The sequence below is a fragment of the Achromobacter sp. GQ309 genome, assembly GCF_059759315.1.
Genome location: NZ_JCAXDP010000002.1, coordinates 439,406 through 465,255, shown reverse-complemented (window position 1 = coordinate 465,255; position 25,850 = coordinate 439,406). Strand labels below are relative to the sequence as shown.

The following is a 25,850-nucleotide window of genomic DNA, read 5'->3' as shown; positions in this document are numbered from 1 at the left end:
CTGTACGCGGAATCATACGCCCGCCGCGCGTCAGATTTCCCCGGTGAACGCGTAGCCCCAGCCCCAGACGGTGCGAATGGGCAGTTCCACGTCGACGTCCTGCGCCTTGCGCCGCAGGCGGCTGACGACGACGTCCGTGCGGCGCATGGATTCGCGGCCGGAATGCGGGTCGATGCCAGGTGGATCGCCGCGCGGCATGCGCTTGTCCGGCGCGCCGGTCAGTTTGAGCAGGAACTCGCGCTCGGCCTGGGTCAGCGCCAGGCGTCTGCCCTGGGGGCTGACCAGCGTCCAGGCGGCGTCCAGGAATTGCCACTTGCCGGTCGGCTCGGCGGACGCCACGGGCGGCGGCGCGGGCCGGGCATCGGCCTCGGCCGCCCCGCGGCGGTTGGCGGTGGTGGGGACCCGGCGCACCAGCGCCTGCAGGGCTGCGGCGATTTCGCCGGTGACGACCTCGGGAGAAAAACAGGCGTCGGCGCCGCAATGCAGGCCGAGGATTCGGTTCTCAGGGGTATCGAAGGCGGAAATGGCAACGATGCCGGCGGTGGTGTCCATGGCGCGCAGACCTGCGACGGCCATGCAGAGATCGGTGAACTCGGCCTGCATCACGAGCAGCGGGGTGCGGCGGGCCTGAAACAGGCGGAACAGTCCGTTGGAGTCTTCGCAGGGGCGCGGCGAGAACCCCATTTCGGCCAGTTCGTCGCTACGGCGGACGCGCTGGCCGGCGTCGGGCGCGAAGACGATCAGGTCTAATAGGTCATTCATGAAATCGTTGTAAACATCATGCAGCTTGAGCGCTTGCATGATGAGGGGATACCGCGCTTTCCCAAGCCCCGCACAACGACACTTTCCTACCCGAATTCTCGGACATGGCCGCGCAGAGCGCGTTTTGCGGGCTTACGGGGCGGGAGCAACCGCCTCATTCCACCAGCCGCCGCCCAGCGCTTGTAACAGCGCCGCCGTGTCGGTGTAGCGCGCGGCATCCGCTTCGATGCGCGAAATCCTGGTCTGCAACACCTGCCGCTGGCTGTCCAGGAGGCTCAGGTGGCTGATGCCGCCGGCCTGGTAGCGGCCCGCCGCGATGCGTTCGGCCTCGTCTGCGCGGCGCCACGCATCGTCGTAGGCCGCGAAGGCGTCACCGTCCGTCTGCAGCGCGCGCAACGCATCGGCCACCTGGCGAAAGCCGTCAAGCACCGTCTGGCGAAATGATGCGGCGGCAGCGTCATACGCCGCTTCCGCCGAGCGCTTGCGGGCCCGCAGTTCGCCACCATGAAAAAGAGGCTGAACCAGCCCGAGTCCCAGGTTCCACACGTTGACGCCGTCTGACAGTTCGTTCACGCCCGTGCGCTGCGAACCGAAACTGGCGGTCAGCGTGAACTGCGGATACAGGTTGGCCGTGGCCACGCCCACGTCGGCCGACGCCTTGCGCCACAGGGCTTCGGCCGCCAGGATGTCGGGCCGCTGGCGCGTCAGCCCCGATGGCACGCCGGTCGGAACGTCGGGCGGCAGCGTCAGGTCCGCCAGGCGCAGCGGCGGCGATTGCAGGGCGGCGGGCAGCACGCCCAGGTAGGTAGCAAGCTGGTGGGTCACCTGCGCAAGTTGGTATTCCAGCGGCGGCACGGTGGCGCGGGTCTGCGCGACCAGCAGCTCCTGATTGCGCAGATCGGCCAGGGCAATGCCCCCGGCGTCCAGGCGCTTGCGCATGATGTCCTGCTGGCTGACTTGCGCCGCCAACAGGTCGCGTGTGGCGGTCAGCCGCTCGGCCAGATCCGCCTGGCGGATGGCGGCGGTGACCACGTTGGCCGCCAGCGACATGCGCGCCGCCTGCAGTTCATGCGCCTGGTAATCCGTTTGGGCGGCCAGGCTTTCCAGCGCGCGGCGGTTGGCGCCGAACACGTCCAGCGTGTAGGACACGTCGATCGAGGCGTTGTACAGCGTGAAAGGCGGGGGCGGCTCGGCCACCGGCACGCCGTAGGCGGCGGGATCGACCTTCTTGCGCGCCGCCGACAGATTGCCGTCCACCGCGGGCAGCATGCGCCCGCCGGTGTCCGCGGCCAGGTCTTCCTGCGCCTGCCGCAAGCGCGCACGCGCTTCTTCCAGTGTGGGGCTGGCGTCCAGCGCCTGCCGCACCAGCCGGTCCAGCGCGTCCGACCGGAACAATTGCCACCACTGCGCGGGAATGTCGGCGCCCGCTTGCAGACGCTGCTGGCCCGCAGGCAGCCCGTCCTGCCCGTTTGGCGTATAGGCTGCAACGTCCGGCGCGGCGGGCGTATCGAAGTCGGGGCCGACCGCGCAGGCCGACAGCAGCGCGCACAGCGCCATCGAGAACAGGGGGCGGGAAGCGGGCATGAAGGGGGGGCGGGACATGGGCTTCAATCCAGGGTGCGGCGGTAGAACTTCACGGCGGCGGTCATGACGATGACGGTGAACAGCATCAGGGGCCAGATGTTCGGCCACAGGTCCCACCAGCCGTTGCCCTTGAGCAGGATGCCGCGGATCAGCCGGTTGAAATACGTCAGCGGCAGCAGGTTGCCCAGGTGCTGCGCCCACATCGGCATGCCCTGGAACGGAAACATGAAGCCGGACAGCAGCATGTTCGGCAGGAAATAGAACATGGTCAGCTGCATCGCCTGCAGCTGGTTCTGCGCCAGCGACGACAGCGTGATGCCGACGGTCAGGTTCGCCGCGACGAACAGCAGCGCGGCCAGGTACACGGACAGCAGGCTGCCCATGATCGGCACGTGGAAGACGAAATGCGCCGCCGCGAGAATGATGCTGGCCTGGATCAACCCGATGGCGATGTACGGCACGATCTTGCCCGTCATCACCTCGATCGGCCGCACCGGCATCGCCAGCAGGTTTTCCATGGTGCCGCGTTCGCGCTCGCGGGTCATCGCCAGCCCGGTCATCATCACCAGCGTCATCGTCAGGATCACGCCCATCAGCCCCGGCACGGTGTTGTATTGCGAGATCTGCTCTTCGTTGTAGAGCTGATGGATGCGCACGTCGAAAGGCGGCTGGCCGCCCGCCAGACTGGCAAGCGGTCCGGTCAGATCCTTTTGCGCGACGGCCTGCGTCAGCTGCGTGGCCGCGCCCAGCGCCATGCCCGTCGCCATGGGATCTGTGGCGTCGGCTTCGATCAGCAGCGCCGGGCGTTCGCCGCGCAGCAGGCTGCGCGTGAAATCCGGCGGAATGGTCACGACGAACAGCACGCGGCCCTGCGCCAGCGCGGCGCGGCCCGCTTCTTCGGTGTCCAGCTCCTCGACGATGTGAAAGTAGTCCGACGACCGCATCGCCGCGATGAAGCTGCGCGTGAACGGGCTGTGGTCCGCCGCGATGATGGCGGTGGGCATCTGGCGCGGATCGGTGTTGATGGCATAACCGAAGAGCGCGAGCTGCATGATCGGCAGGCCCACGATCATGCCGAAGGTAATGCGGTCGCGGCGCAGCTGCAGGAACTCCTTGAGCACCATGCTCCACCAGCGCGACCACGAAAAGCCGTTCAGGCGCGCGGTCATGGCTGGCCCGCGAAGTTGTCGGTGGACCGGTTCATCAGGTAGATGAAGACGTCCTCCAGGCTGGTGTCGATGCGTTCCAGGCGCAGATCCTGGCCCGCGATCGCCGCGCGCAGCGTGCTTTCCAGCGTGGCCGCGTCCCGGCCGCTGACGTGCAGCGCGGATCCGAACGCGACCGTCTGGTCAACGCCGGGCGCACTGCGCAGTTGCTGGCCCAACGGCACCAGGTTGACGCCGTGGATCGCCCAGGTGGTCAGTTGCTGCTCGGCTATGACCTCGTCGGCGGTGCCTTGCGTCAGCAGCTTGCCGTACGAGATGTAGGCCAGCTTGTGGCAGCGTTCGGCCTCGTCCATGTAATGCGTACTGACCAGCACCGAGATGCCACGCGCCGCCAGTTCGTGCAGCTGCTCCCAGAAATCGCGCCGCGCCGTCGGGTCCACGCCAGCCGTGGGTTCGTCCAGCAGCAACAGGCGGGGCTGGTGGAGCAGGCAGGCGGCCAGCGCCAGGCGCTGCTTCCACCCGCCTGACAAGGATCCCGTCAATTGCCCGGCGCGCGTCTGCAGCCCGAGGTCCTGCAGGGCGCGGTCCACGGCTTCCTTGCGCTGCGGCATGCCGTACATGCGCGCGACAAAGTCCAGGTTCTCGCGGATGGTCAGGTCCTCCCAGTACGAGAACTTCTGCGTCATGTAGCCGACATTGCGCTTGATCTCGGCGCTGTCGCGCAGGATGTCGTAGCCCAGGCATGTGCCGCTGCCGGAATCCGGCGTGAGCAGGCCGCACATGAGGCGGATGCAGGTCGTTTTGCCGCTGCCGTTGGGCCCCAGAAACCCGAAGATCTCGCCTTCGCGAACCTGCAGCGACACGTCGTTCACGACATGCTTGTTGCCGAAGTGCTTATTCAGGCCGCGTACGTCGATGACGTTGCCGCCGGCGTCGGGCGCGTTCATGGCAGCGTCGCCTCCACCGGCTGACCCGGATGCAGCCGCGCCGCCTGGTCGGGGGCGGGGCGGGCCTCCACCATGTACACCAGCTTGCTGCGGCTTTCGCGGCTGTAGATGACCGGCGGCGTGTATTCGGCCTGGTCAGACACGTAGTCGATGCGCACGGGGATCGGATCGCCGCAGCCGTCGCAGCGCAGCGTGGCCTGCTGGCCGATCTTCAGCGACCCGACCACCGTCTCCGGCACGAAGAACCGCACCTTGATGTTGCCGGGCGGCAGCAGGCTCACGACCGGACTGCCGGCCGGCACCCATTCGCCTACGCGGTACATGGTGTCGAAGATCCGCCCGGCGGCCGGCGCGGCCAGCTGCTTCTGGTTCAACGTCCACTCGGCCTGCGCCAGCGCGGCGTCGGCGGCCTCCACCTGGGAGGCCTGCGCGCGGCGGGCCTCGTCGCGGCCGGGCAGCCGGTTTACCTCGACCTGCGCCTGAAGTTCGCGCACGCGCGCCGCGTCCGACTGCGCCTGTTCGCGGCTGTCGTCCAACTGCGAGCGCGCGATGCCGCCGATGCGGAACTGCGCATTGTCGCGGGCCAGTTGCGCCGCGGACCGGCGGCTGGCGGCCTGCGCCTGCGCCAATTGCGCCAGGCTGACGTCGACCTCCGGCGCCCGCTTGCCGGTGGCGATGTCCTCCAGTTGCGCGCGCGCCGATGCCGCTTCTGCCTGCGCCTGATCGCGTGCCGCGGCCTCGCGTGTGGCGTCCAGTGCGTACAGCGGCTGGTTGGCATCGACCTGCTGGCCGCGCCGCACCGCCAGGGTGTCCAGGCGGCCCGGTTCGGACGAGGCGACATACACGTAATCGCCTTCGACATAGCCCTGATAGAACGGCTGGTCGTTATTGCCGCAGCCGAACAGCGGCAGCAAGGCGAGGGGGGCGGACAGGCGGCGTAAGGTGCGCATGGTCAGCGTCCTGGAGTCGGGGAGGGTAGAGACGGCGCGAACAGGCCGCCGGTCAGCATGGCGATGGCGTGGGCCGCAATCGCCTCGTTATCGATCGACTGCGCCACCGGGTCGTCCTGCCAGATGCGGCGCCACAGGTTGGACGTGGCAAGCGGCAACAGTGTCAGGCCCAGGATGGAAAGGAACACGAGGCGCGGTTCCACGCCCGGCGTGATGGCGCCGCGGCGCTGGCATTCGGCGATGAGGCCCGCGAACGCCTGCAGCCGGTCCGACGGCAGATGGCGCAGCACGCGATCTCGCAACTGGCCGCCTTCGTTGACGACCTCGTGCATCCACAACGACGGCAGCCAGGGCTTTTCCGTGGCGCTTTGCACCACGCGGCCGACCACTTCGGTGATGAAACCGCGGGCGGCGGCGGCCGGGTCGGGCGATGCGCCGGGCCCGGAGGCGGGAGCCCCGTCGATGACGGCCCCACCGCCCTCCAGCGGCACGGGCGCCCACACAAATCCGATCACGGGCACGATCCGTTCCAGCACCACCGCGTCGATCAACTGATCCCGGCTCTTGAAGTAGTAATGCAGCATCGCCGGCGTCACGCCCGCACGCTGCGCAATGTTGGCGATGGTGGTGGCGGCGACGCCCTGGGCGGCGAACAATTGCGTGGCCAGATCCAGGAGATTGGCGCGGGCGGCGGCGTTGTCCGGACGGGGCGGGCGGCCGGGTCGGCGGGCGGGAAGGCGAGTGGGGGAAGACATGCGGCAGATTCTAATTAAAGACTTAATTAATTAAAAGAGGGTTCGATCAACAGGGTTTCAAGCCGGCCGCGCGGCCATGGGTGGTGTAATGGGCCGGTTCCCCAACCTGCCGCCCGGGGTTGTCCGCAAGGCCCGGCCGGCGCTACGAAGGAGACCGAACCTCATGCCGCAATCCGCATCCACCAACCGCCGCATCGTGCTGGCCGCCCGGCCGCACGGCGAACCCACCGATGCCGACTTCCGCCTGGAAACCGGCGACATCCCTCAACCGGGACCGGGCCAGGTGTTGCTGCGCACCGTCTATCTGTCGCTCGACCCCTACATGCGCGGCCGCATGAGCGACGCGCCGTCCTATGCCGAGCCGGTGCAGATCGGTGAGCCGATGGTAGGCGGCACGGTCACCCGCGTCCACGCCTCCAACAATCCGCAGTTCCAGGTCGGCGAGTGGGTCCTGGCGCAGACCGGCTGGCAGGATTTCGCGGTGTCCGACGGCGCCGGCCTGTTGCGCCTGGGCGCCAATCCCGAAAACCCGTCGTGGTCGCTGGGCGTGCTGGGCATGCCGGGCTTCACCGGCTACATGGGGCTGCTGGACATCGGCGAGCCCAAGGCCGGTGAAACGGTTGTGGTCGCCGCGGCCAGCGGCGCGGTCGGCGCAGTGGTCGGCCAGATCGCCAAGATCCACGGCTGCAGGGTCGTCGGCATTGCGGGCGGGCCGGACAAGTGCCGCTACGTGGTCGAGGAACTGGGCTTTGACGAATGCGTGGACCACCGTCAGCCGGACCTGCCCGGGCGCCTGGCAAAGGCGGCGCCACAAGGCATCGACGTGTACTTCGAAAACGTCGGCGGCGCGGTCTTCGATGCCGTGCTGCCCTTGCTGAACCCGCGTGCGCGTATCCCGGTGTGCGGCCTGATCTCGGCCTACAACGCCACCAGCCAGCCCGAGGGCCCGGACCGCCTGGCGCTGCTGATGCGCACCATCCTGACGAAGCGGCTGCGGATGCAGGGCTTCATCATCTTCAACGAATACGCGCATCGCTACGGCGAATTCCGCGAGGCCATGCAGGACCTCATCAAGCAAGGACGCATCAAGTACCGTGAAGACGTGGTCGACGGCCTGGAGAACGCCCCGCGCGGGCTGATCGGGCTGCTCAAGGGTGAAAACGCCGGCAAGCGCATTGTGCGCGTCGGCCCTGACGAATGGAGCGCTACATGAACATCCTGATCGTGCTGACTTCCCACGACACGCTGGGCAACACGGGCCGCAAGACGGGTTTCTGGCTGGAAGAGTTTGCGGCGCCGTACTACGCGTTCCTGGACGCGGGCGCGAAGATCACGCTGGCCTCGCCGCTGGGCGGCCAGCCGCCGCTGGATCCCAAGAGCGACGATCCTGACGCGCAGACCGACCACACGCGCCGCTTCCAGAAAGACGCGGACGCGCAGCGCGTTTTGGCGTCCACGCGCCGGCTGTCCGACGTGCAGGCGTCGGATTACGACGCGGTCTTCTACCCGGGCGGTCACGGCCCGCTGTGGGACCTGGCCGAGGACGCCAAATCGGTGGCGCTGATCGAGACCATGCTGGCCGCGGGCAAGCCGGTCTCGGCCGTGTGCCATGCGCCCGGCGTGCTGCGCCATGCCAAGACCGCCGACGGCAAGCCGCTGGTGCAGGGCAGGCAGGTCACGGGCTTTTCCAATGCGGAAGAAGCCGCCGTGCAGTTGACCGATGTGGTGCCGTTCCTGGTGGAAGACGAGCTGAAAAAGCTGGGCGGGCTGTACAGCAGCGGGCCGGACTGGCAGTCGCATGTGGTCAGCGACGGCCTGCTCATCACGGGGCAGAATCCCGGCTCGTCGGTGGGCGTAGCCAAGGCGCTGCTGGAACGCCTGAAGGACTGAACGCCGTCACGGCACAACAGCAGGAAGGCGAAGCCCGGCTCGCGCGCCAGACGCGCGGCGGCCGGACATCGTTGCGAATTGTGTCAGAATTCCGGCTTTCCGATATGCGCGCGCCGCTATGCCATTGCGGCGCGCAGTTTTCCAATGCCCCCCGACGTACCCGACATATCCGCAGGATCCTATGAAGCGGCGCTCTTTGCCGCGATACAGGCGCGTGACCCGGCCACCGGCCGGCATTGCAATAGAGTGGCTGCGCTGAGCGTGGCGCTGGCCGAAGCCTGTGGACTGGCCGAGCACGAGGTGGACGTCATTGCCGTGGCCGCGCGGCTTCACGACGTGGGCAAGATCGCCACGCCCGATCGTGTGCTGCACAGCCCGCACCGGCTGGTATGGGAAGACTGGGAAATCATGAAGGCGCATGCCGCGGCGGGCGCTGCCCTCATCATGCAGACCGCGATGCCGCAGCGCGAAGCCATTGCGCTGGCGGTGCGGCACCATCACGAGCATGTCGATGGCTCCGGTTATCCGGACGGCCTTGCTGGCCACGCCATCCCGCTGCATGCGCGGATCATCTCGGTGGCCGATTCCTATGACGCGCTTGGCGACACGCGGCCCTACCATCCGGCGCGCTCGCACACGCAGATCATGGACATCCTGAACCAGGAGTCGGGATCGAAGTTCGATCCCGACCTGCTGCGCGTGTTCGAATCGTTGATCCGGGAAAGCCGCCTGCGCGTGCCGTAGCGGTTTACCGTAGCGAATTACTTCAGGCGATAGGTCGCCGCAACGGTGGCCAGGTCCTGCAATGTGCGCTGCTGCCAGGCCGCGTCGTGGCCCAGTTCCTCGGCCAGGATGCGGGCCACTTCCGGCGCGGCCAGCATCGCGGCCTCGGCATCCAGGAACAGCGCGCGGTTGCGGCGCGCCAACACGTCCTCGGCGCTGCGCGCCAGTTCAAAGCGCGCCGCAAAACGCACGTGCGCTTCGGTCAGGCCGCTGGCCTTGACCAGCATGCGCTGCGCGCCGGGCAACGCCTGCAACGTCGCCAGATCGCTGCCGTAGTAGCTGTCCGGCGTGCCGGCGTGTTCCTGCGACGGTGCAAGACCATTGGCGCCATGCAGCGGCAGCGATTCGGTGCGGCACGAGGCCTGCGTCAGCAACTGATGCTGGATGGCGGTGTCGACCACGTCCTGCGCCATGCGGCGGTACGTCGTCCACTTGCCACCGGTGACCGTCACGAGGCCGGCCTTGGACACCAGAATCGTGTGCTCGCGCGACAGCTTCTTGGTGGAGGCTTCGCCGGTCGCCTTGACCAGCGGACGCAGGCCGGCCCAGACGCTGGTCACGTCATCGCGCGTCGGCTTGCGGCTGAGATAGCGCGCGGCGGTGCTCAGGATGAAATCCACGTCTTGCGCGCCGGCGTCCGGATCCAGCGGCAGGTCCTGGCGCGGCGTGTCGGTGGTGCCGACGATGGTGTGGCCGTTCCACGGCACCACGAACAGCACGCGGCCATCGTCGGTCTTGGGAATCAGCACGGCACGCTTTCCGGGCAGGAAATCCTGCGGCAGCGTCAGGTGCACGCCCTGGCTGGGCGCGACCATCGTCTGCGCGTTCTTGTCTTCCATGCGGCGCACGCCGTCCACCCACACGCCGGTGGCGTTGACCACGCAGCGCGCGCGCAGCGTGAACGACGCGCCGCCGATCGCGTCCTGTGCGGTCACGCCGTCGACCTTGCCGTTGGTGGTGGTCAGGCCCGTGGCGCGCACGTAGTTGACTGCCGTGCCGCCCAGGTCGAACAGCGTGCGCATCAGGCTCATGGCCAGGCGCGCGTCGTCGAACTGGCCGTCGTAGTACAGCACGCCGCCCTTCAGGCTGCGCCCGCTGACGGTTTCCGCAAGGGTCGGGGCGTTGGCCAGCGTTTCACGGCGCGACAGCCAGCGGCTGGGCGACAGGTTCAGCTTGCCGGCCAGCATGTCGTACATCTTCAGGCCGATGCCATAGAACGGCTGGTCCAGCATCGTGTAGGCCGGCACCACAAAGCCCAACGGCCACACCAGGTGCGGCGCGTTGCGGTTGAGCAGGCCGCGTTCATGCAGGGCCTCGCGCACCAGGCTGACGTTGCCTTGCGCCAGATAGCGCACGCCGCCGTGCACCAGCTTGGTGGCCTTGCTGGACGTGCCCTTGGCGAAGTCGGCGCCTTCGATCAGCAGCGTCCGGTAGCCGCGCGCGGCGGCGTCGACCGCCGTGCCCAGGCCGGTTGCGCCGCCGCCGATGACGATGACGTCCCAGGAATGCGTGTTGTCCAGCGTGTTCAGAAGACGGCTGCGGTCGGGCGGGGTGACGGAGGCGAGGGGTTGGTTCATGTTCTTTTAGGGCGGCAGGGCCGCGAGGTAAATGCGTCGATGTGTTTGCCGGCGGGGCTTGCGCGGACGATGCGTCCGCGGCGGCGCTCGGGTCAGGGTGTAGGTTTGGGGACGTGCGGCGCGGCGGCGACGTCGCAGCGCACGCCGGCGTCCAGCAACACTTGTGCCAGCGGTTCCTGCGGATGCGCGTCGGTGAAGAAGCGGTCGATCTGCGAGATATGCGCCAGTTCCACCATGGCCTGGCGCTTGAACTTGCTGCTGTCGGCGGCCAGCCAGACCTCGCGCGACTGCTCGATGATCGTGCGCGCCACGCGCACTTCGCGGAAGTCGTAGTCGCGCAGGGTGCCGTCGGCCTCGATGCCCGAAATGCCGATCAGGCCGATGTCGACCTTGAACTGGCGGATGAAGTCCATCGTGGCTTCGCCGACGATGCCGCGGTCGCGCGAGCGCACCACGCCGCCGGCGACGATGACTTCGCAATCCGGGTTGTCGGACAGGATGTCGGCCACGTGCAGGTTGTTCGTGATGACGCGCAGTCCGCGATGGCGCAGCAGCGCGCGCGCAATGGCTTCGGTCGTGGTGCCGATGTTCAGGATCAGCGAACAGCCGTCCGGCACGGCGCGGGCCACGGCTTCGGCGATGCGCTGCTTGCCCGCGGCGTGCAGCCCCTGGCGCTTGCGGTAGGCGATGTTCTCGATGGTGGAGGCTTCAATGCGCACCCCGCCATGAAAGCGCGACAAGAGGCCGGCTTCCGAAAGGATGTTGACATCCCGCCGCACGGTCTGCAGCGTGACGTCGAAACGTTTGGCAAGCTCTTCGATCGAGGCCGAGCCCTGGGCCCGCACCATTTCGATCAGCGCGCTCTGTCGTGGATTCAGTGTCATGTTCGAATGATAAAACAACAAAAGCGAAAAATAATGACGCACCGCAAGATTGTTTTTTGTTCGCTTCTTCAGTAAAACGCACAAAAAACGAAAGCCATCTGAAAGAGTATGCTCATCGTGTTGCGCCCGCGCGGGAACGTGGGGGCGCGCAAGCTGGGACGCTGTGCCGAATACCGAAGTCCGTAGAAAACAGGGACGTATAAGTAGGTTGAGGAGACTAGATGCAGCTGACCTTGGACGGGATAGCTTTGCGGGCCGGCTCGCAGACGCACCTGTATCCCATGAGCCTGGCCCCGGTTCCGGGAGCCATGACCGTCCTGCTGGGGGCCACCCTGGCCGGCAAGACCTCGCTGATGCGCATCATGGCCGGGCTGGACCGGCCTTCCGAGGGCCACGTGCGGGTCGACGGCGCCGACGTCACCGGCGTGCCCGTCCGCCAGCGCAACGTGGCGATGGTCTACCAGCAGTTCATCAACTATCCGTCCATGTCGGTCTACGACAACATCGCCTCGCCGCTCAAGCTGCGCGGCGAGCGCGACACGCGTGAAAAAGTCCACGCCATGGCGGCGCGGCTGCACATCGACCATCTGCTGGACCGCTATCCGTCCGAACTGTCGGGCGGGCAGCAGCAGCGGGTGGCGCTGGCGCGGGCGCTGGCCAAGGATGCGCCGCTGATCCTGCTGGACGAGCCGCTGGTCAACCTGGACTACAAACTGCGCGAGGAATTGCGCGACGAACTCTCGGAATTGTTCGCGCAGGGGCGGTCGACCGTGGTCTACGCCACCACCGAACCGGGCGAGGCGCTGTTGCTCGGCGGCCACACCGCCGTTCTGGACGCGGGCGAACTGCTGCAATACGGCCCAACGGCCGAGGTTTTTCACCGGCCCAATTCGATCCGCGTGGCACGCGCCTTCAGCGACCCGCCCATGAACCTGTTCGCCGCCCGCCGCCATAACGGCGGGTTCGTGCTGCAGGGCGGCGTGGCGGTAGATCGCGCGCTGCCGGCGGGCGCGGACGCCGATATCACGGCCGGTCTGCGCGCCGGCGCGCTGGATGTGGACTCGCGGCCCGGTCACGTCGAGCTGCCCGGCCGGGTCAAGCTGGCCGAGATCTCCGGGTCCGACACCTTTGTCCATGCCGAGACGGCTGCGGGCGACGTGGTCGCCCAACTGCCCGGCGTGCACCGGTACACGCTTGACGAGCATGTGCGGCTGTATTTCGACCCCGCGCAGACCTACGCATTTGGCCCGGATGGCGCGCTGCTCGCGGCGCCCCGGCAGCCGGCCGGCGCGGGGGAGGTGGCCTGATGGCGCAGATCGAGCTGGACCTGTCCCATTCGTATGTCGCCCATCCCAAGTCCGACGACGACTACGCCCTGCTGCCGCTGCAGTTCACCTTCCGCGACGGCGGGGCCTATGCTTTGCTCGGGCCCTCCGGCTGCGGCAAGACGACGCTGCTCAACTGCGTGTCTGGCCTGTTGCGACCCTCGCACGGGCGCATCCTGTTCGACGGGCAGGACGTCACCGACAAGACCCCGCAGGCGCGCAACATCGCGCAGGTGTTTCAGTTTCCGGTGGTGTACGACACCATGACGGTCGCGGAGAACCTGGCGTTTCCGCTGCGCAACCGGGGCGTTGCGCCCGATCGCATCCGCGAGCGCGTGGGCCGCATCGCCGAAATGTTGGAAATGTCCAACGTGCTGGACCGCCGGGCCAGCGGGCTGACGGCGGATGCCAAGCAGAAGATCTCGCTGGGCCGCGGCCTGGTGCGCAGCGACGTGTCCGCGATTCTCTTTGACGAACCGCTTACCGTGATCGACCCGCAGCTCAAGTGGGAATTGCGCCGCAAGCTCAAGGAGATTCATCACGAATTCAAGCTGACGCTGATCTACGTGACGCATGACCAGACCGAAGCGCTGACCTTCGCAGACCAGGTGATGGTCATGGCGCGCGGCCGCGCCGTGCAGGTGGGCAGCGCGGATGATCTGTTCGAACGGCCCGCGCACACCTTCGTGGGCCATTTCATCGGGTCGCCGGGCATGAACTTCCTGCCGGCGCAGTGGCGCGACGGCGCGCTGAGGGTGGGCCAGCACCGGTTGCAAGGCGTGCCGGCCGAGCTGGCCGTCAAGCTGGAAGGCGCGGGCCCCGTCAAGCTGGGCGTGCGGCCGGAATACCTGCGCGTGACCGATCCCGGGACGGCTGGCGCGGTGCCCATGCGCGTGGAACGCGTGCAGGACGTGGGCACCTACACGCTGCTGGTGGCTGACTTTGAAGGCACGCCGGTGCGCGCCCGCCTGGGCAGCAACGTCGTGGCCGGCGGCAAGGACGCCACGGTGTGGCTGACCGTGCTCAACCCGCACACCTGCTTCTACCGCGACGAGGAACTGATCCGATGAAACCCACCGATCACCGGGCCTGGTTCCTGGTCATGCCGGTTGTGCTGTGCGTGGCGTTCTCGGCCATCCTGCCGCTGATGACCATCGTCAATTATTCGGTGCAGGACATCATCTCGCCCGAGCGCCGCGTGTTCGTCGGCACCGAGTGGTTCGCCGCGGTGCTGCAGGACGAGGAACTGCACGGCGCGCTGTTCCGGCAGATCGGGTTTTCGTTTGCGGTGCTGCTGATCCAGATTCCGCTGGGCATCCTGCTGGCGCTGTCGATGCCGGCCAGCGGCTGGCGCGCGTCGGCCGTGCTGGTGATCATCGCGCTGTCGCTGCTGATTCCGTGGAACGTGGTGGGCACCATCTGGCAGGTGTTCGGCCGCACCGACATCGGGCTGCTCGGCGCCACGTTGTCCTGGCTGGGCGTGGACTACAACTACACGGGCAACGACGTCGACGCCTGGGTCACGGTGCTGGTCATGGACGTGTGGCACTGGACGCCGCTGGTTGCGCTGCTGTGCTACGCGGGGCTGCGCGCCATTCCGGACGCCTACTACCAGGCCGCGCGGATCGACGGCGCCTCGCGCTTTGCCGTGTTCCGGTACATCCAGCTGCCCAAGATGCGCGGCGTGTTGATGATTGCGGTGCTGCTGCGGTTCATGGACAGCTTCATGATCTACACCGAGCCGTTCGTGCTGACCGGCGGCGGCCCGGGCAACGCCACGACCTTCCTGTCGCAGTACCTGACGCAAAAGGCGGTGGGGCAGTTCGACCTGGGCCCGGCCGCGGCGTTTTCGATCATCTACTTCCTGATCATCCTGCTGCTTTGCTTCATTCTCTACAACTGGATGCAGCGCGCGGGCACCACGGGCGGTTTCGACGAGGAGCGGGGCAATGCGTGAGAAATCCTCCTGGTGGCGCGGCGCCTTTCTGACGCTGTATCTGGTGTTCGCCATCCTGCCGCTGTACTGGATGCTGAACATGTCGTTCAAGTCGAACACCGAGATCGTCAGCACGCTGACGCTCTGGCCGCGCGACTTCACGTTCGAGCACTACCGCACCATCTTCACCGACCCGGCCTGGTATTCCGGCTACATCAATTCGCTGATCTACGTCGTCATCAACACGGTCGTCTCGCTGGCCGTGGCGCTGCCGGCTGCCTATGCGTTCTCGCGTTACCGATTCATCGGCGACAAGCACGTGTTCTTCTGGCTGCTCACCAACCGCATGACGCCGCCGGCGGTATTCCTGCTGCCGTTCTTCCAGCTCTATAGCTCGTTCGGCCTGATGGACACGCACCTGGCGGTGGCGCTGGCGCACCTGGTGTTCAACGTGCCGCTGGCGGTGTGGATCCTGGAAGGCTTCATGTCCGGCGTGCCGCGCGAGATCGATGAGACCGCCTATGTGGACGGGTACTCGTTTCCGCGCTTTTTCCTGACGATCTTCCTGCCGCTCATCAAGTCGGGCGTGGGCGTGGCGGCGTTCTTCTGCTTCATGTTCAGCTGGGTGGAGCTGCTGCTGGCGCGCACACTCACGTCTGTCAACGCCAAGCCCATCGTCGCGACCATGACGCGCACCGTATCGGCATCCGGCATGGATTGGGGGGTGCTGGCGGCCGCGGGCGTGCTGACCATCGTGCCGGGCGGCATCGTCATCTGGTTCGTTCGGCACTACATCGCGAAGGGCTTCGCGATGGGCCGCGTGTAGGCATCGGGACTACAGGAGGGCGTGCCCATGTTCAGCTGGATGGTGTGGACCACCCCGGTTGCCGTGTTCTTCAGCTGCATCGTGCTGATGCTGGTGGGCATGACGATCTGGGAACTGAAGTCGCCTACGCAGGAGCGCAAGGGATTTCTGCCCCTGCGCACCACGCGCGGCGACCGGCTGTTCATCGGCCTGATGGCCGCGGCGTGGCTGAACCTGGCGTTTCTGGGGTTCGGCCAGAAGGCGGTCGAGTGGTTTTCGCTGGATCAGCCGCCATCGGTATGGATCAGCTTCGTGCTGTCCATGCTGCTGCTGGCGTTCATCATGAAAAAAGGGTGAGAGAAGGGCGCCAGACCCTTCGTTGGTTTCGGGCAGTCAGGTAAAGGACTATCGGCCAGCGTCTTCCCCGGCCAGCAGTCCGCAGCACGATAGGGGAAGACTTATCGAGGAGACAGGTCATGAAATTGCGCATGCACGCCATGGCGGCCGCTATCGCCCTGATCGGAACGTCAGGGGCTTGGGCCGGCGAGCCGGAGGCAAAGAAGTGGGTCGATTCGGAGTTCCAGCCTTCGTCGCTGTCCAAGGAACAGCAGATGGCCGAAATGAAATGGTTCATCGACGCTGCGGCCAAGCTCAAGGCCAAGGGCGTCAATGAAGTCAGCGTGGTGTCCGAAACCATCACCACGCACGAGTACGAGTCCAAGGTGCTGGCCAAGGCCTTTGCCGAAATCACTGGCATCAAGGTCAATCACGACCTCATCCAGGAAGGCGACGTCGTCGAAAAGCTGCAGACGTCCATGCAGTCCGGCAAGTCCATCTACGACGGCTGGATCTCCGATTCCGACCTGATTGGCACCCACTACCGTTACGGCGCCATCCTGCCGCTGTCCGACTACATGGCCGGGGCCGGCAAGGAATGGACCAATCCCGATCTGGACCTGAAGGACTTCATCGGCACCAAGTTCACCACCGCGCCCGACGGCAAGCTGTATCAGTTGCCGGACCAGCAGTTCGCCAACGTGTACTGGTTCCGCGCCGACTGGTTCGCGCGGCCGGACCTGAAGGAAAAATTCAAGGCCAAGTACGGCTATGAACTGGGCGTGCCCACCAACTGGTCGGCGTACGAAGACATCGCCACGTTCTTCTCGAACGACGTCAAGGAGATCGACGGCAAGCGCGTCTACGGCCACATGGACTACGGCAAGAAGGATCCGTCGCTGGGCTGGCGCTTCACCGATGCGTGGCTGTCGATGGCGGGCGCGGCCGACAAGGGCCTGCCCAACGGCATGCCTGTGGACGAATGGGGCATCCGCGTGGCTGACGACAAGTGCACGCCGGTCGGCGCGTCCGTGTCGCGCGGCGGGGCCACGAACAGCCCGGCCGCCGTGTACGCGCTGACCAAGTACATCGACTGGATGAAGAAGTTCGCGCCGCAGCAGGCCATGGGCATGACCTTCTCGGAAGCGGGCCCCGTGCCCGCGCAGGGCCAGATCGCCCAGCAGATCTTCTGGTACACGGCTTTCACCGCCGACATGACCAAGAAGGGGCTGCCCGTCGTGAACGACGATGGCACGCCGAAGTGGCGCATGGCCCCGTCGCCGTACGGCCCGTACTGGAAGGACGGCATGCAGAACGGCTACCAGGACGTGGGCTCGTGGACCTTCTTCAAGTCCACCAACCCCGACAAGATGGCGGCCGCGTGGCTGTATGCGCAGTTCGTCACGTCCAAATCGGTGTCGCTCAAAAAGTCCATTACCGGCCTGACCTTCATCCGCGATAGCGACATCAACAGCGAGTTCTTCACCAAGAACGCGGCCAACTACGGCGGCCTGATCGAGTTCTACCGCAGTCCCGCGCGCGTGGCGTGGACGCCCACCGGCACCAACGTGCCGGACTATCCGAAGCTCGCGCAGCTCTGGTGGAAGAACGTCGCCACCGCGGTCACAGGGGAAAAGACCCCGCAGGCCGCGATGGACAACCTGGCCAACGAAATGGATCAGGTGATGGCGCGGCTTGAACGGGCGGGCATGGCGCAGTGCGCGCCGAAGCTCAACCCCAAGAGCGATCCGAGCAAGTGGCTGTCGGATCAGCACGCGCCTTGGAAGAAGTTGGCCAATGAAAAGCCGAAGGGCGAGACGATTCCCTATGAGCAGCTGCTGTCGGCGTGGAAGGCAGGGAAGGTGAGGTAAGCGGCAGGCTCAGGGCGCCACCAACTTCGCCACCAACGGGCGCCGTCAACCGCGCCGCCAGCGCCAAGGATGCGGAGGCGCCGTCCAGGGGACGGCACTCCGCGGGCAGGGCGCTGGCGGCGCCCGCCATCCACGGATGGGCAAATGCCACCACGTCCGCGCCGCCTTCCTGGGCGTCGCGGGCCGCTTGCGCGACGGTAGTAAGACATGCAGCCGTCTCGCCGCGCTTGAACAGATCCCACGCGAGGGGCACCAGACGCACGTCGACCGCGGCGTTGACCGGTCGCGCATGGCGTTCGAACAGCGCGCGATTAGCCGCGAGGGTGGATTCGACGGCGCACAGCACCACGATGCGGGCGCCTGCACGAGCCGCCGCGTGCGCCAGCGCCTCATCCGCGCGGATAACGGGGGCGCCTATCCCCGTGATGCCGTCAACGACGGGACCGAGCGTGGCGCATGTGACAATCACGGCGTCCGCGCCGGCCGCCAAGTCCTGCAACGCCGCCGTGATGTCGTCCTGCACGCTGCCGGGTATCGCGCTGGCCGTGGCCCGAGCCTGATCAACGGCAAGCCTGAACGCCGGCCGCACGGCATGGCGCAGCGCGTCGGCGGCCAATCCCGCGTCGCGGGCCGCCTGCTCGAAAATCGCCGGATTGCTGTCGATGGTGTGCAACAAGGAAATCAGCATGGGGTAAAACCTTGGGGCTTCGTGAATGTCGAAGCGGCATTCTGGTGCCGGCTGAAAACGGCAACAAGACAAGCCCGAGTACTGGTATTGCCGGTACCCTGCGCGCGACAAATCGATTCAACGCTCATCTTCAACTTTCCCGCATGACCTACGCCCTGAAATTCCTGCACGTTCTGATTCCTGCCGTCCTGGCGCTTTCTGGTGGTGCGGCGCAAGCCGCCGGCTTCCAGCGCCTGAACCTGCCGATGGACCAGAACGGCCCCGGCCTGCAAGGCGCGGTCTGGACACCGTGCGCCGAACCCGCGGGCGAAATCAAGGTGGGCCGCGTCGCCATTGAAGGGGTGCAGGGCTGCAAGCTACCGGAAGGCCGCTATCCGCTCATCGTCATGTCGCACGGCTCGGCGGGCTCGTATCTCAGCCACCACGACACCGCGGCCGCGCTGGCCGATGCCGGCTTCGTGGTGGCGGCGATCAACCACGTGGGCGACAACGCGCAGGACAAATCGCGGCAGGGATATTTGTCGATCTTTTCCACCCGGCCCCGCGAAATGCGCCGGCTGATCGACTACATGACTGGCGCGTGGCCGGACAAGGCAAGGATCGATTCCGATAGGATCGGCTTCTTCGGTTTTTCCCGCGGCGGGTATACGGGCCTGGTGCTGGCCGGCGCGGCGCCGGATCTGGCGGCGGGGCTGGCGATCTGCGCTGACCAGCCGTCGCTGCCGATGTGCCGCGACATCGCAGCCGGGAAGGTGCCGCAGCAACCCTATCCGGCGGAGCCACGCATCAAGGCGGCGGTCATTGCCGATCCGCTCAACGTGTTTCCGGGCGATGCGCTCAAGCGCGTGACGCTACCCATTCAGCTATGGGCGTCGGAGCGGGGCGGCGAAGGGGGCAGCCCGGCCAGCGTCGAAGCCGTGCGCCAGGCCCTGGGCGCCACGCCGGATTTTCGGGTGGCTGCGGGCGCGGGGCATTACGCGTTTCTGGCGCCGTGCTCGCCTGAACAGGCCGAGGCGCTGCCCGGCATCTGCCGCGACGAGGCGGGTACTGATCGGCTGGCGTTTCATCGTGAACTGAACGCCCAGGTGACGGCGTTCTTCAAGGCGCGGCTGCAATAGCCGCGCATTCGCGTTCCAAAGGAACGGCCGCGCATCCGCGTCCCAAAGGAGCAGCCGCGCATCCGCGCTTTCCGGAGCGAGCGCGCCGGCGCATCGGAGAACGGTCGCGCGCCGCCGCTTCAACGGTAAATGCGCCGCGCGGTCGATCAGTGAATGACGCGCGCCGCCCGGCGCGCGTGCTTGATTTCATACATGCGGGTATCGGCCAGTCGGACGGCAGCCTCCGCGTCCAGGCCCGCGGGGTCCAGCGCCACGACGCCGGCGCTGGCGCCTTCGTAGGCCACGGTGGCGTCGCCCAGCCGATAACGGCCCATGGAGGCGGCCAGGACGCGTTCTTCCATCGCTCGGGCGGCCTCGTCGGGCTCGGCCTGTTGGCTCACGCCGCCTTCGTCGGCACGTTTGCCCGTCAGCGCGGGGCCGGGCCCGATGAGCACGAATTCGTCGCCACCCACGCGTCCCAGCATGTCCGACCCGCGCAGCGCCGCCGCCATGCGCCGCGAGACTTCCTGCAGAAAGAGGTCGCCCGCCTGGTGGCCGTACGTGTCGTTGATGCTCTTGAAACCATCCAGATCGATGACGCCGACCAGCACGCTGCCGTTTTCGCGCACGGCGCGCGCCAGCAGCCGGTCCAGCGCCTCATAGACGGCACGCCGATTGGGCAGGCCCGTCAGCGTGTCGGTCAGCGCATAGGACATGAGCTGCACGTTTGCCGAGTGCAACTGTTCAACGAGCATTTCGCGTTCGATGAAGCTGGCGATCACGCTGGAAAAAAGCTTCAGCACCGCTTCGGCCTGCGGGCTGATGTCGTGCCGCCGGGCGCTGGCGGCGCACAGCGTGCCGTACAGGGCGCCGTCATCGGCGCGCACCGGCGCGCTGACGTAGGTCTGGATGCCCAATTGCCGGGCCGCGTCTGAATCCGGCCAGCATTGCGACACGTCGCTGGTGCACATGCGGCCTTCGTCCAGCGCGCGCTTGCACAGCGTGTCGTCCCAGGGCACGGACAGTCCTTCCGGTATCTGCAGCTGCCCCACGTTGCGCGCGTAGCGCACATGCTGCAGGTCGGCCTTGAGGTCGATGGCGGTGAGGTAGGTGGATTCAAGTCCGGTGACGGCGCCCAGCATGTCCAGCAGCGGGCGGGTCAACTGCTCGACCGACTTGGCAGCGGGCAAGGTGGTGGAAAGTTCGGCGAGGATGGGATCCAGCACGGCTGCTCCTGGATTCGTTGTCGGATGAACTTGCGGCCCGTGCTCCATGCCGGAGGCCGGGCCGCCAATCCCGCCATTATGCACGGCCTGGGGTTCAGGCCAAAGACTGCTTACGCCATGACCAGCGACCGGTGCGCGCAGACGCCGGCCATGACGCCGGAGGCGCTGGCCAGCGTGGCGTTGGACATCGGTGTGGACGCGTCGCCGGCGGCGTACACGCCGGGCACCGTGGTCTGCTTCAGATCGTCCACGCGGATCACGGGTCCCAGCGGCCCTTCGTCGAACGCGCATCCCAGCTGATCCGCAAGCGGACTGGCCATGTGTGCGCGGCTGGCGACGAACAGCGCGCGCAGCGGCACCTCGCGTCCATCGGCCAGCACAACGCCGTCCAGGGCGGGCGCTGCGCCCAGCAGCGCGACTACCGGCGTGCGCTCGATGTGGACGCCACGCGCGGCGAGATGCTGCGCGTCTTCTGGCGAAGGTTCGAATTGATCCTGCGTGAAATACGTGGTCGGCCCCCAGTCGGGCAGCATCATCGCCTGATGGGCGGACATCGGATGCGCGGCCAGCACGCCCAGCGGATTGCCTGCGACTTCGTAGCCATGGCAGTACGGGCAGTGCAGCACCGTCTGCCCCCAGCGTTCCTCAAGTCCAGGCAGCGGCGGCAATTCGTCGCGCATGCCGGTGGCCAGGATCAGGCGCGCGCCGCGTACCTGCTTGCCGTCCGCCATGACGATGCCGAATCCGCCATCTTGCGGCTGGGCCTGGACCGCCTCGCCGTCCAGGAAGGCAACGGTCGGATAGCGGGCAAGTTGCGCGCGGGCGGTGGCTACGATCTCGTGCGGCGGCACGCCGTCCTGCCCAAGAAAACCGTGCGCGTGCGCGGCATAGCGGTTGCGGGGTTTGGCCGCGTCGACCAGCAACACCCGCCGGCGGGCGCGCGCCAGTTGCATGGCAGCGGACAGGCCGGCAAAGCTGCCGCCGATGATGATGACGTCGTAGTGCATGGTGAGACCCTCACGCGGTGGTTACGATACTTGATAAGTTGCATGATAGAAGCGCATGCGATCTTATGCAACCTATGTTGTTGCGTATTGCGTGATCGCGGGCAGGAATGCCGCTTGCAGCAGAGCGCCCCGCCGCATGGGGCGGTCCAGCGAAAACCCTGCGCGTAGCGGCATCCTCCCGCCGCCGGGTTGCGCCGGCCCCCCGGGCGGGACTACCCTGAAACCCTCTATACCGGCAGCCCGGCCACACGCCGGCCGCCAAGGAGACTGGCATGCAGCACACGACTGACCTGAACGGCCGCGTGGCCGTGGTGACAGGCGCGTCTTCAGGCATTGGGCGCGCCATCGCAATAGGCCTTGCCGAAGCGGGAGCGCGAGTGGTGGTGAACCACCGGGCGGGCGGAGACTCCCAAGCCCGCGGCGCGGCGGTGGTGGAATCGATCCAGCGTACCGGCGGGACGGCGGTCGCAGCCGCGGCAGACATCAGCCGCGAGGCCGACGTTGACCATCTGTTCGAGCAGGCCGTGCAGCACTTCGGACGGGTGGACATCCTGGTCAACAACGCGGGGGTTGAGCATCCGTCGCCGATTGCCGACATGACGCTCGCAGACTGGCAGCGCGTGATCGACGTGAACCTGACCGGCCACTTCCTGTGCGCCCGTGCGGCGGCCCGAGCCTTCAAGACGCAGCCGCCCGATCCCTCCTGCCAGAACCGCTCGGTGGGCAACATCCTCTTCATCAGCTCGGTGCACGAAGTGATCCCCTGGGCGTTCCAGGTGAACTACGCCGCGTCCAAGGGCGGCATTTCGCTGCTGATGAAATCCCTGGCGCAGGAGCTGGCGCCCGACCGCATCCGGGTCAACTCCATTGCGCCCGGCGCCATCCGCACCGCGATCAACCAGCCAGCGTGGGACACCCCGCAGGCGCTGGCCAAGCTGCTGGAACTCATCCCCTACGGCCGGATCGGCGAGCCCGAGGACATCGCACAGGCGGCCGTGTGGCTGGCCAGCGATGCGTCCGACTACGTCACCGGCACCACGCTCTTCGTGGACGGCGGCATGACGCTATACCCCGAATTCCGCGGCGCGGGCTGAGGCGCGCATGTCCAAACCCCTGGAAGACTACGGACTCATCGGCAACATGCTGTCCGCCGCGCTGGTGGCGCGCGACGGCTCGATCGACTGGCTGTGCTTGCCGCATTTCGATTCGCCCGCGTGCTTTGCCGCCTTGCTGGGCGACCAGCGGCACGGGCGCTGGCTGATCGCGCCGCACGGCAAGATCAAGTCGACGTCCCGCCGCTATGTGCCCGACACGGCGGTGCTGGAGACACGCTTCGAGACCCGTACGGGCTCGGTGCTGGTGTACGACTTCATGCCGCTCAGCGATGACGACGAGCGCGTGGACGTGGTGCGCATCGTGCGCGGCGAATCCGGCCATGTGCAGATGGACATGGAGCTGATCCTGCGCTTCAACTACGGCCAGAGCGTGCCGTGGGTGCGGCGGCGCGATTATGGCCTGAACGCCATCGCGGGCCCGGACGCGGTCGAGCTGCATACGCCCATCGAGCTCGAAGGCCACGACATGAAAACCACGGCGCGTTTCTCGCTGCATCCTGGCCGCGTCGTGCCGTTCACGCTGTCCTATCACCGCTCGCACCGTACGCCCCGGTTCGTGCCGGACCGCGTCGAAAGCATGGACCGCACCGTGTCGTGGTGGCAGGAATGGGCCAAACGCTGCCATTGGGACGGACCGGGCGACGGGCGTCGTGACGCCGTGGTGCGTTCGCTGATCACGCTGAAGCTGCTGACGTTTCAGCCGACGGGCGGGATCATCGCGGCGCCCACCACGTCGCTGCCAGAAGCGCTGGGCGGCAGCCGCAATTGGGACTACCGCCATTGCTGGCTGCGCGACTCGGCGCTGACGCTGTACGCCTTGCTCAACGCCGGCTATCGCGAAGAGGCCGAGGCGTGGCGCCAATGGCTGCTGCGCGCGGTGGCCGGTCATCCCGACCAGCTGCAGATCATGTATGGCATCGCGGGCGATCGCTGGCTGCCCGAGCTGGAGATTCCGTGGCTGCCCGGCTACGAAGGCAGCCAGCCGGTGCGCCGGGGCAATGGCGCGGCGGGGCAGAGCCAGCTCGACATCTACGGCGAACTCATTGATACGCTCTACGCCGCCCGCGTCGCGGACCTGGCGCCGCTGGCCGAAGCCTGGCGCCTGCAGAACGTGCTGCTCAAGCCGCTGGAGCAGCGCTGGCGCGAACTGGACCACGGGATCTGGGAAGTCCGGGGCGAACGGCGCGCCTTCACGCATTCGCGCGTGATGTGCTGGGTGGCGTTCGACCGGGCGGTCAAGGCCTGCGAGCGCTGGGGCCTGAAGGGGCCGGTCGATGCCTGGCGCCGGCTGCGCGAACGCATCCACAAGGACATCTGCGAGCATGGCTACGATCGCACCCGCGGCTGCTTCGTGCAGAGTTACGGATCGCCGGCGCTGGACGCGAGCCTGCTGCTGATCCCGCAGGTGGGCTTTCTGCCGGCAAGCGATCCGCGCGTGGCGGGCACCGTGCACGCGATCGAACGCGAACTCATGCACGGCGGTCTGCTGCGCCGCTATTCGGTCGAGGATACCGACGACGGGCTGGAGGGCGAGGAGGGCGTCTTCCTGGCGTGCAGTTTCTGGCTGGCGGACGCCTACGTCATGCAGGGCCGGCTGGGCGATGCGGAGCGGCTTTTCGACCGTCTGCTGTCCCTGCGCAACGACCTGGGGCTGCTGTCGGAAGAGTACGACGTCGTGCGCCGCCGCCTGGTGGGCAACTTTCCGCAGGGTTTTTCGCATATCGGCCTGGTGAACACGGCCTACAACCTGAGCCGCGCCATGGGACCGGCGCAGCAGCGTGCGGAACAGGACGCGCCCCGGGCGTAGGGACGGGCCGCGCGGGCTTAAAGGGCGCACAGCGGGCGTTGCACAACGCGCGCCGGCCGGGGCCCGCGCCGGTGTATTCTCGCAATCACACGGCGCCGCCCGCCCGGCGCCGGTCATGCACACCACAAAGAACGCGCGCAGCGGCTCGATCGACGGCCCGCCGCATCAGGAGAGACAAGCATGCTTTTGACCGACGAACAGCAAAGCGTCCAGGAGATGGCGCGCCGGTTTGCGCAGGAGCGCCTGGCGCCCAATGCCGAACGCTGGGATCGCGAACACCACTATCCCGCCGACGCCATCGCCGAAATGGCGCAGCTGGGCTTTTTCGGCATGCTGGTGCCGGAAGCGTGGGATGGCAACGACAGCGGCTATATCTCGTACGCGGTGGCGCTGGAAGAAATCGCCGCGGGCAGCGGCGCCTGCTCCACCATCATGAGCGTGCACAACTCGGTCGGCTGCATGCCCATCCTGAAGTTCGGCAACGACGACCAGAAGGCGCAGTTCCTGCGGCCCTTGGCGCGTGGCGAACACATCGGCGCATTCGCGCTGACCGAACCGCAGGCCGGCTCCGACGCCAGCAGCCTGCATACCCGCGCGCGGCGCGACGGCGACCACTACATCCTCAATGGCGCCAAGCAGTTCATCACGTCCGGGCGCAACGGGCAGACGGTCATCGTGTTCGCGGTCACCGACCCCGACGCGGGCAAGCGCGGCATCTCGGCGTTCATCGTCCCCACCGATACGCCGGGCTACAAGGTGCTGCGCGTGGAAGACAAGCTTGGCCAGCACGCGTCCGACACCTGCCAGATCGCATTTGAAGACATGCGCATCCCGGTGGCGTGGCGCCTGGGCGAAGAAGGCGAGGGCTACAAGATCGCCTTGTCCAACCTGGAAGGCGGGCGCATCGGCATTGCGTCGCAGTCGGTGGGCATGGCGCGGGCGGCCTTCGAATGCGCGCGCGACTACGCCCGCGATCGACTAGCCTTCGGCAAACCCATCATCGAACACCAGGCCGTGTCGTTTCGCCTGGCGGACATGGCGACGCAGATCCACGCGGCCCGCCAGATGGTGCTGCACGCCGCGGCCTTGCGCGAAGCGGGCAGGCCGGCATTGACCGAGGCGTCCATGGCCAAGCTGTTCGCGTCCGAGATGGCTGAAAAGGTCTGCTCGGCGGCGATTCAGACGCTGGGCGGTTATGGCTACCTGAAGGATTTTCCGGTCGAGCGCATTTATCGCGATGTGCGCGTCTGCCAGATCTACGAGGGCACCAGCGACATCCAGCGCCTGGTGATCGCGCGCAGCCTGTAGCGGCGCGGGGCAGGGGTGGGGCGGTTCGCGT

The 25,850-nt window shown here is 67.1% G+C and carries 23 protein-coding genes and 1 pseudogene; 13 read left to right on the top strand and 11 right to left on the bottom strand.

The window, feature by feature from the left end; genetic code table 11:
- Positions 1–30 precede the first annotated feature (30 nt).
- From AC6CIE_RS07420 to AC6CIE_RS07395, 6 genes are all read right to left on the bottom strand, one after another.
- A complete protein-coding gene (locus tag AC6CIE_RS07420) occupies positions 31–762 on the bottom strand; it encodes a response regulator transcription factor (protein WP_175185393.1) in 732 nt (243 codons plus the stop codon).
- A gap of 132 nt (positions 763–894) precedes the next feature.
- A complete protein-coding gene (locus AC6CIE_RS07415; protein ID WP_498091830.1) occupies positions 895–2,364 on the bottom strand; it encodes an efflux transporter outer membrane subunit in 1,470 nt (489 codons plus the stop codon).
- Between the two features lie 5 nt (positions 2,365–2,369).
- Positions 2,370–3,515, bottom strand: coding sequence for an ABC transporter permease (locus AC6CIE_RS07410; protein WP_175121761.1), 1,146 nt, complete (start codon positions 3,513–3,515; stop codon positions 2,370–2,372).
- Positions 3,512–4,459 carry an ABC transporter ATP-binding protein gene (locus tag AC6CIE_RS07405; RefSeq protein ID WP_175136667.1) on the bottom strand — a complete coding sequence of 316 codons (948 nt, stop codon included), beginning with the start codon at positions 4,457–4,459 and terminating at the stop codon, positions 3,512–3,514. Before AC6CIE_RS07405 ends, AC6CIE_RS07410 begins: the two co-directional genes overlap by 4 nt.
- A complete protein-coding gene (locus tag AC6CIE_RS07400) occupies positions 4,456–5,409 on the bottom strand; it encodes an HlyD family secretion protein (RefSeq protein ID WP_481147242.1) in 954 nt (317 codons plus the stop codon). The genes AC6CIE_RS07405 and AC6CIE_RS07400 overlap by 4 nt, the downstream gene beginning before the upstream one ends.
- A gap of 2 nt (positions 5,410–5,411) precedes the next feature.
- On the bottom strand, positions 5,412–6,164 hold the full coding sequence (locus AC6CIE_RS07395; RefSeq protein ID WP_367352072.1) for a TetR/AcrR family transcriptional regulator: 753 nt from the start codon (positions 6,162–6,164) through the stop codon (positions 5,412–5,414).
- Positions 6,165–6,327: 163 nt separating this feature from the next.
- On the opposite strand from AC6CIE_RS07395, the gene curA reads away from it, so the two are divergent.
- The 3 genes from curA to AC6CIE_RS07380 all read left to right on the top strand — a co-directional run bounded on the left by curA (position 6,328) and on the right by AC6CIE_RS07380 (position 8,798).
- The gene (curA, locus tag AC6CIE_RS07390; RefSeq protein ID WP_175121757.1) at positions 6,328–7,377 is read left to right on the top strand and encodes an NADPH-dependent curcumin/dihydrocurcumin reductase; all 1,050 of its coding nucleotides are present in this window, start codon (positions 6,328–6,330) and stop codon (positions 7,375–7,377) included.
- Positions 7,374–8,054, top strand: a complete 681-nt coding sequence (locus tag AC6CIE_RS07385; RefSeq protein WP_498091828.1) for a type 1 glutamine amidotransferase domain-containing protein — start codon at positions 7,374–7,376, stop codon at positions 8,052–8,054. The genes curA and AC6CIE_RS07385 overlap by 4 nt, the downstream gene beginning before the upstream one ends.
- A 144-nt stretch (positions 8,055–8,198) precedes the next feature.
- A complete protein-coding gene (locus AC6CIE_RS07380; protein WP_175121755.1) occupies positions 8,199–8,798 on the top strand; it encodes an HD-GYP domain-containing protein in 600 nt (199 codons plus the stop codon).
- A 17-nt stretch (positions 8,799–8,815) separates the two neighbouring features.
- Here AC6CIE_RS07380 and AC6CIE_RS07375 read toward each other — a convergent pair whose 3' ends face one another.
- Together AC6CIE_RS07375 and AC6CIE_RS07370 are read right to left on the bottom strand one after the other, a co-directional pair.
- Positions 8,816–10,414 (bottom strand): glycerol-3-phosphate dehydrogenase/oxidase, encoded by a 1,599-nt coding sequence (locus tag AC6CIE_RS07375; protein WP_498091827.1) that lies wholly within the window; start codon positions 10,412–10,414, stop codon positions 8,816–8,818.
- 92 nt (positions 10,415–10,506) lie between these two features.
- Positions 10,507–11,298 (bottom strand): DeoR/GlpR family DNA-binding transcription regulator, encoded by a 792-nt coding sequence (locus AC6CIE_RS07370; protein WP_224776955.1) that lies wholly within the window; start codon positions 11,296–11,298, stop codon positions 10,507–10,509.
- 221 nt (positions 11,299–11,519) lie between these two features.
- Between AC6CIE_RS07370 and AC6CIE_RS07365 the strand changes: the two genes are divergently transcribed.
- The 6 genes from AC6CIE_RS07365 to AC6CIE_RS07340 all read left to right on the top strand — a co-directional run bounded on the left by AC6CIE_RS07365 (position 11,520) and on the right by AC6CIE_RS07340 (position 17,571).
- Complete coding sequence (locus tag AC6CIE_RS07365) at positions 11,520–12,605, top strand: ABC transporter ATP-binding protein (RefSeq protein WP_498091825.1); 1,086 nt, start codon at positions 11,520–11,522, stop codon at positions 12,603–12,605.
- Positions 12,605–13,693, top strand: a complete 1,089-nt coding sequence (locus AC6CIE_RS07360) for an ABC transporter ATP-binding protein (RefSeq protein ID WP_175136659.1) — start codon at positions 12,605–12,607, stop codon at positions 13,691–13,693. Before AC6CIE_RS07365 ends, AC6CIE_RS07360 begins: the two co-directional genes overlap by 1 nt.
- On the top strand, positions 13,690–14,580 hold the full coding sequence (locus AC6CIE_RS07355; RefSeq protein WP_175121750.1) for a carbohydrate ABC transporter permease: 891 nt from the start codon (positions 13,690–13,692) through the stop codon (positions 14,578–14,580). The genes AC6CIE_RS07360 and AC6CIE_RS07355 overlap by 4 nt, the downstream gene beginning before the upstream one ends.
- The gene (locus tag AC6CIE_RS07350) at positions 14,573–15,385 is read left to right on the top strand and encodes a carbohydrate ABC transporter permease (protein WP_218343667.1); all 813 of its coding nucleotides are present in this window, start codon (positions 14,573–14,575) and stop codon (positions 15,383–15,385) included. The genes AC6CIE_RS07355 and AC6CIE_RS07350 overlap by 8 nt, the downstream gene beginning before the upstream one ends.
- A 27-nt stretch (positions 15,386–15,412) precedes the next feature.
- Positions 15,413–15,721, top strand: a complete 309-nt coding sequence (locus tag AC6CIE_RS07345; RefSeq protein ID WP_056317261.1) for a DUF2160 domain-containing protein — start codon at positions 15,413–15,415, stop codon at positions 15,719–15,721.
- A gap of 119 nt (positions 15,722–15,840) precedes the next feature.
- Positions 15,841–17,571, top strand: coding sequence for an ABC transporter substrate-binding protein (locus tag AC6CIE_RS07340; RefSeq protein ID WP_175136656.1), 1,731 nt, complete (start codon positions 15,841–15,843; stop codon positions 17,569–17,571).
- Between the two features lie 124 nt (positions 17,572–17,695).
- Here AC6CIE_RS07340 and AC6CIE_RS07335 read toward each other — a convergent pair.
- Positions 17,696–18,259 (bottom strand): annotated as a pseudogene (locus tag AC6CIE_RS07335) (aspartate/glutamate racemase family protein); the annotation flags it as partial.
- A gap of 143 nt (positions 18,260–18,402) precedes the next feature.
- Between AC6CIE_RS07335 and AC6CIE_RS07330 the strand changes: the two are divergent.
- Positions 18,403–19,377: an alpha/beta hydrolase family protein gene (locus AC6CIE_RS07330; RefSeq protein ID WP_498091823.1), complete on the top strand. Its 975-nt coding sequence runs from the start codon at positions 18,403–18,405 to the stop codon at positions 19,375–19,377.
- 146 nt (positions 19,378–19,523) lie between these two features.
- On the opposite strand, the gene AC6CIE_RS07325 is transcribed toward AC6CIE_RS07330, so the two are convergent.
- Both AC6CIE_RS07325 and AC6CIE_RS07320 read right to left on the bottom strand, forming a co-directional pair.
- On the bottom strand, positions 19,524–20,579 hold the full coding sequence (locus tag AC6CIE_RS07325) for a sensor domain-containing diguanylate cyclase (RefSeq protein WP_255595886.1): 1,056 nt from the start codon (positions 20,577–20,579) through the stop codon (positions 19,524–19,526).
- A gap of 113 nt (positions 20,580–20,692) precedes the next feature.
- On the bottom strand, positions 20,693–21,589 hold the full coding sequence (locus tag AC6CIE_RS07320) for an NAD(P)/FAD-dependent oxidoreductase (protein WP_452000186.1): 897 nt from the start codon (positions 21,587–21,589) through the stop codon (positions 20,693–20,695).
- Positions 21,590–21,861: 272 nt separating this feature from the next.
- Here AC6CIE_RS07320 and AC6CIE_RS07315 point away from each other — a divergent pair, with 272 nt between their 5' ends.
- The 3 genes from AC6CIE_RS07315 to AC6CIE_RS07305 all read left to right on the top strand — a co-directional run bounded on the left by AC6CIE_RS07315 (position 21,862) and on the right by AC6CIE_RS07305 (position 25,819).
- Complete coding sequence (locus AC6CIE_RS07315; protein WP_498091821.1) at positions 21,862–22,683, top strand: SDR family oxidoreductase; 822 nt, start codon at positions 21,862–21,864, stop codon at positions 22,681–22,683.
- Positions 22,684–22,690: 7 nt separating this feature from the next.
- Positions 22,691–24,511 carry a glycoside hydrolase family 15 protein gene (locus AC6CIE_RS07310; RefSeq protein WP_175136652.1) on the top strand — a complete coding sequence of 607 codons (1,821 nt, stop codon included), beginning with the start codon at positions 22,691–22,693 and terminating at the stop codon, positions 24,509–24,511.
- A gap of 180 nt (positions 24,512–24,691) precedes the next feature.
- Positions 24,692–25,819 (top strand): acyl-CoA dehydrogenase family protein, encoded by a 1,128-nt coding sequence (locus tag AC6CIE_RS07305; RefSeq protein ID WP_498091820.1) that lies wholly within the window; start codon positions 24,692–24,694, stop codon positions 25,817–25,819.
- Positions 25,820–25,850: the final 31 nt, after the last annotated feature.

Coding starts and splice junctions, on each gene's coding strand:
- AC6CIE_RS07330 (WP_498091823.1), top strand. CDS start 18,403: ATGACCTACGCCCTGAAATTCCTGCACGTTCTGATTCCTGCCGTCCTG.
- AC6CIE_RS07380 (WP_175121755.1), top strand. CDS start 8,199: ATGCCCCCCGACGTACCCGACATATCCGCAGGATCCTATGAAGCGGCG.
- AC6CIE_RS07370 (WP_224776955.1), bottom strand. CDS start 11,298: ATGACACTGAATCCACGACAGAGCGCGCTGATCGAAATGGTGCGGGCC.
- AC6CIE_RS07310 (WP_175136652.1), top strand. CDS start 22,691: ATGTCCAAACCCCTGGAAGACTACGGACTCATCGGCAACATGCTGTCC.
- AC6CIE_RS07340 (WP_175136656.1), top strand. CDS start 15,841: ATGAAATTGCGCATGCACGCCATGGCGGCCGCTATCGCCCTGATCGGA.
- AC6CIE_RS07315 (WP_498091821.1), top strand. CDS start 21,862: ATGCAGCACACGACTGACCTGAACGGCCGCGTGGCCGTGGTGACAGGC.
- AC6CIE_RS07420 (WP_175185393.1), bottom strand. CDS start 762: ATGAATGACCTATTAGACCTGATCGTCTTCGCGCCCGACGCCGGCCAG.
- AC6CIE_RS07395 (WP_367352072.1), bottom strand. CDS start 6,164: ATGTCTTCCCCCACTCGCCTTCCCGCCCGCCGACCCGGCCGCCCGCCC.
- AC6CIE_RS07350 (WP_218343667.1), top strand. CDS start 14,573: ATGCGTGAGAAATCCTCCTGGTGGCGCGGCGCCTTTCTGACGCTGTAT.
- AC6CIE_RS07405 (WP_175136667.1), bottom strand. CDS start 4,459: ATGAACGCGCCCGACGCCGGCGGCAACGTCATCGACGTACGCGGCCTG.
- AC6CIE_RS07400 (WP_481147242.1), bottom strand. CDS start 5,409: ATGCGCACCTTACGCCGCCTGTCCGCCCCCCTCGCCTTGCTGCCGCTG.
- AC6CIE_RS07305 (WP_498091820.1), top strand. CDS start 24,692: ATGCTTTTGACCGACGAACAGCAAAGCGTCCAGGAGATGGCGCGCCGG.
- AC6CIE_RS07320 (WP_452000186.1), bottom strand. CDS start 21,589: ATGCACTACGACGTCATCATCATCGGCGGCAGCTTTGCCGGCCTGTCC.
- AC6CIE_RS07360 (WP_175136659.1), top strand. CDS start 12,605: ATGGCGCAGATCGAGCTGGACCTGTCCCATTCGTATGTCGCCCATCCC.
- AC6CIE_RS07415 (WP_498091830.1), bottom strand. CDS start 2,364: ATGTCCCGCCCCCCCTTCATGCCCGCTTCCCGCCCCCTGTTCTCGATG.
- AC6CIE_RS07375 (WP_498091827.1), bottom strand. CDS start 10,414: ATGAACCAACCCCTCGCCTCCGTCACCCCGCCCGACCGCAGCCGTCTT.
- AC6CIE_RS07410 (WP_175121761.1), bottom strand. CDS start 3,515: ATGACCGCGCGCCTGAACGGCTTTTCGTGGTCGCGCTGGTGGAGCATG.
- AC6CIE_RS07345 (WP_056317261.1), top strand. CDS start 15,413: ATGTTCAGCTGGATGGTGTGGACCACCCCGGTTGCCGTGTTCTTCAGC.
- AC6CIE_RS07385 (WP_498091828.1), top strand. CDS start 7,374: ATGAACATCCTGATCGTGCTGACTTCCCACGACACGCTGGGCAACACG.
- AC6CIE_RS07365 (WP_498091825.1), top strand. CDS start 11,520: ATGCAGCTGACCTTGGACGGGATAGCTTTGCGGGCCGGCTCGCAGACG.
- AC6CIE_RS07355 (WP_175121750.1), top strand. CDS start 13,690: ATGAAACCCACCGATCACCGGGCCTGGTTCCTGGTCATGCCGGTTGTG.
- curA (WP_175121757.1), top strand. CDS start 6,328: ATGCCGCAATCCGCATCCACCAACCGCCGCATCGTGCTGGCCGCCCGG.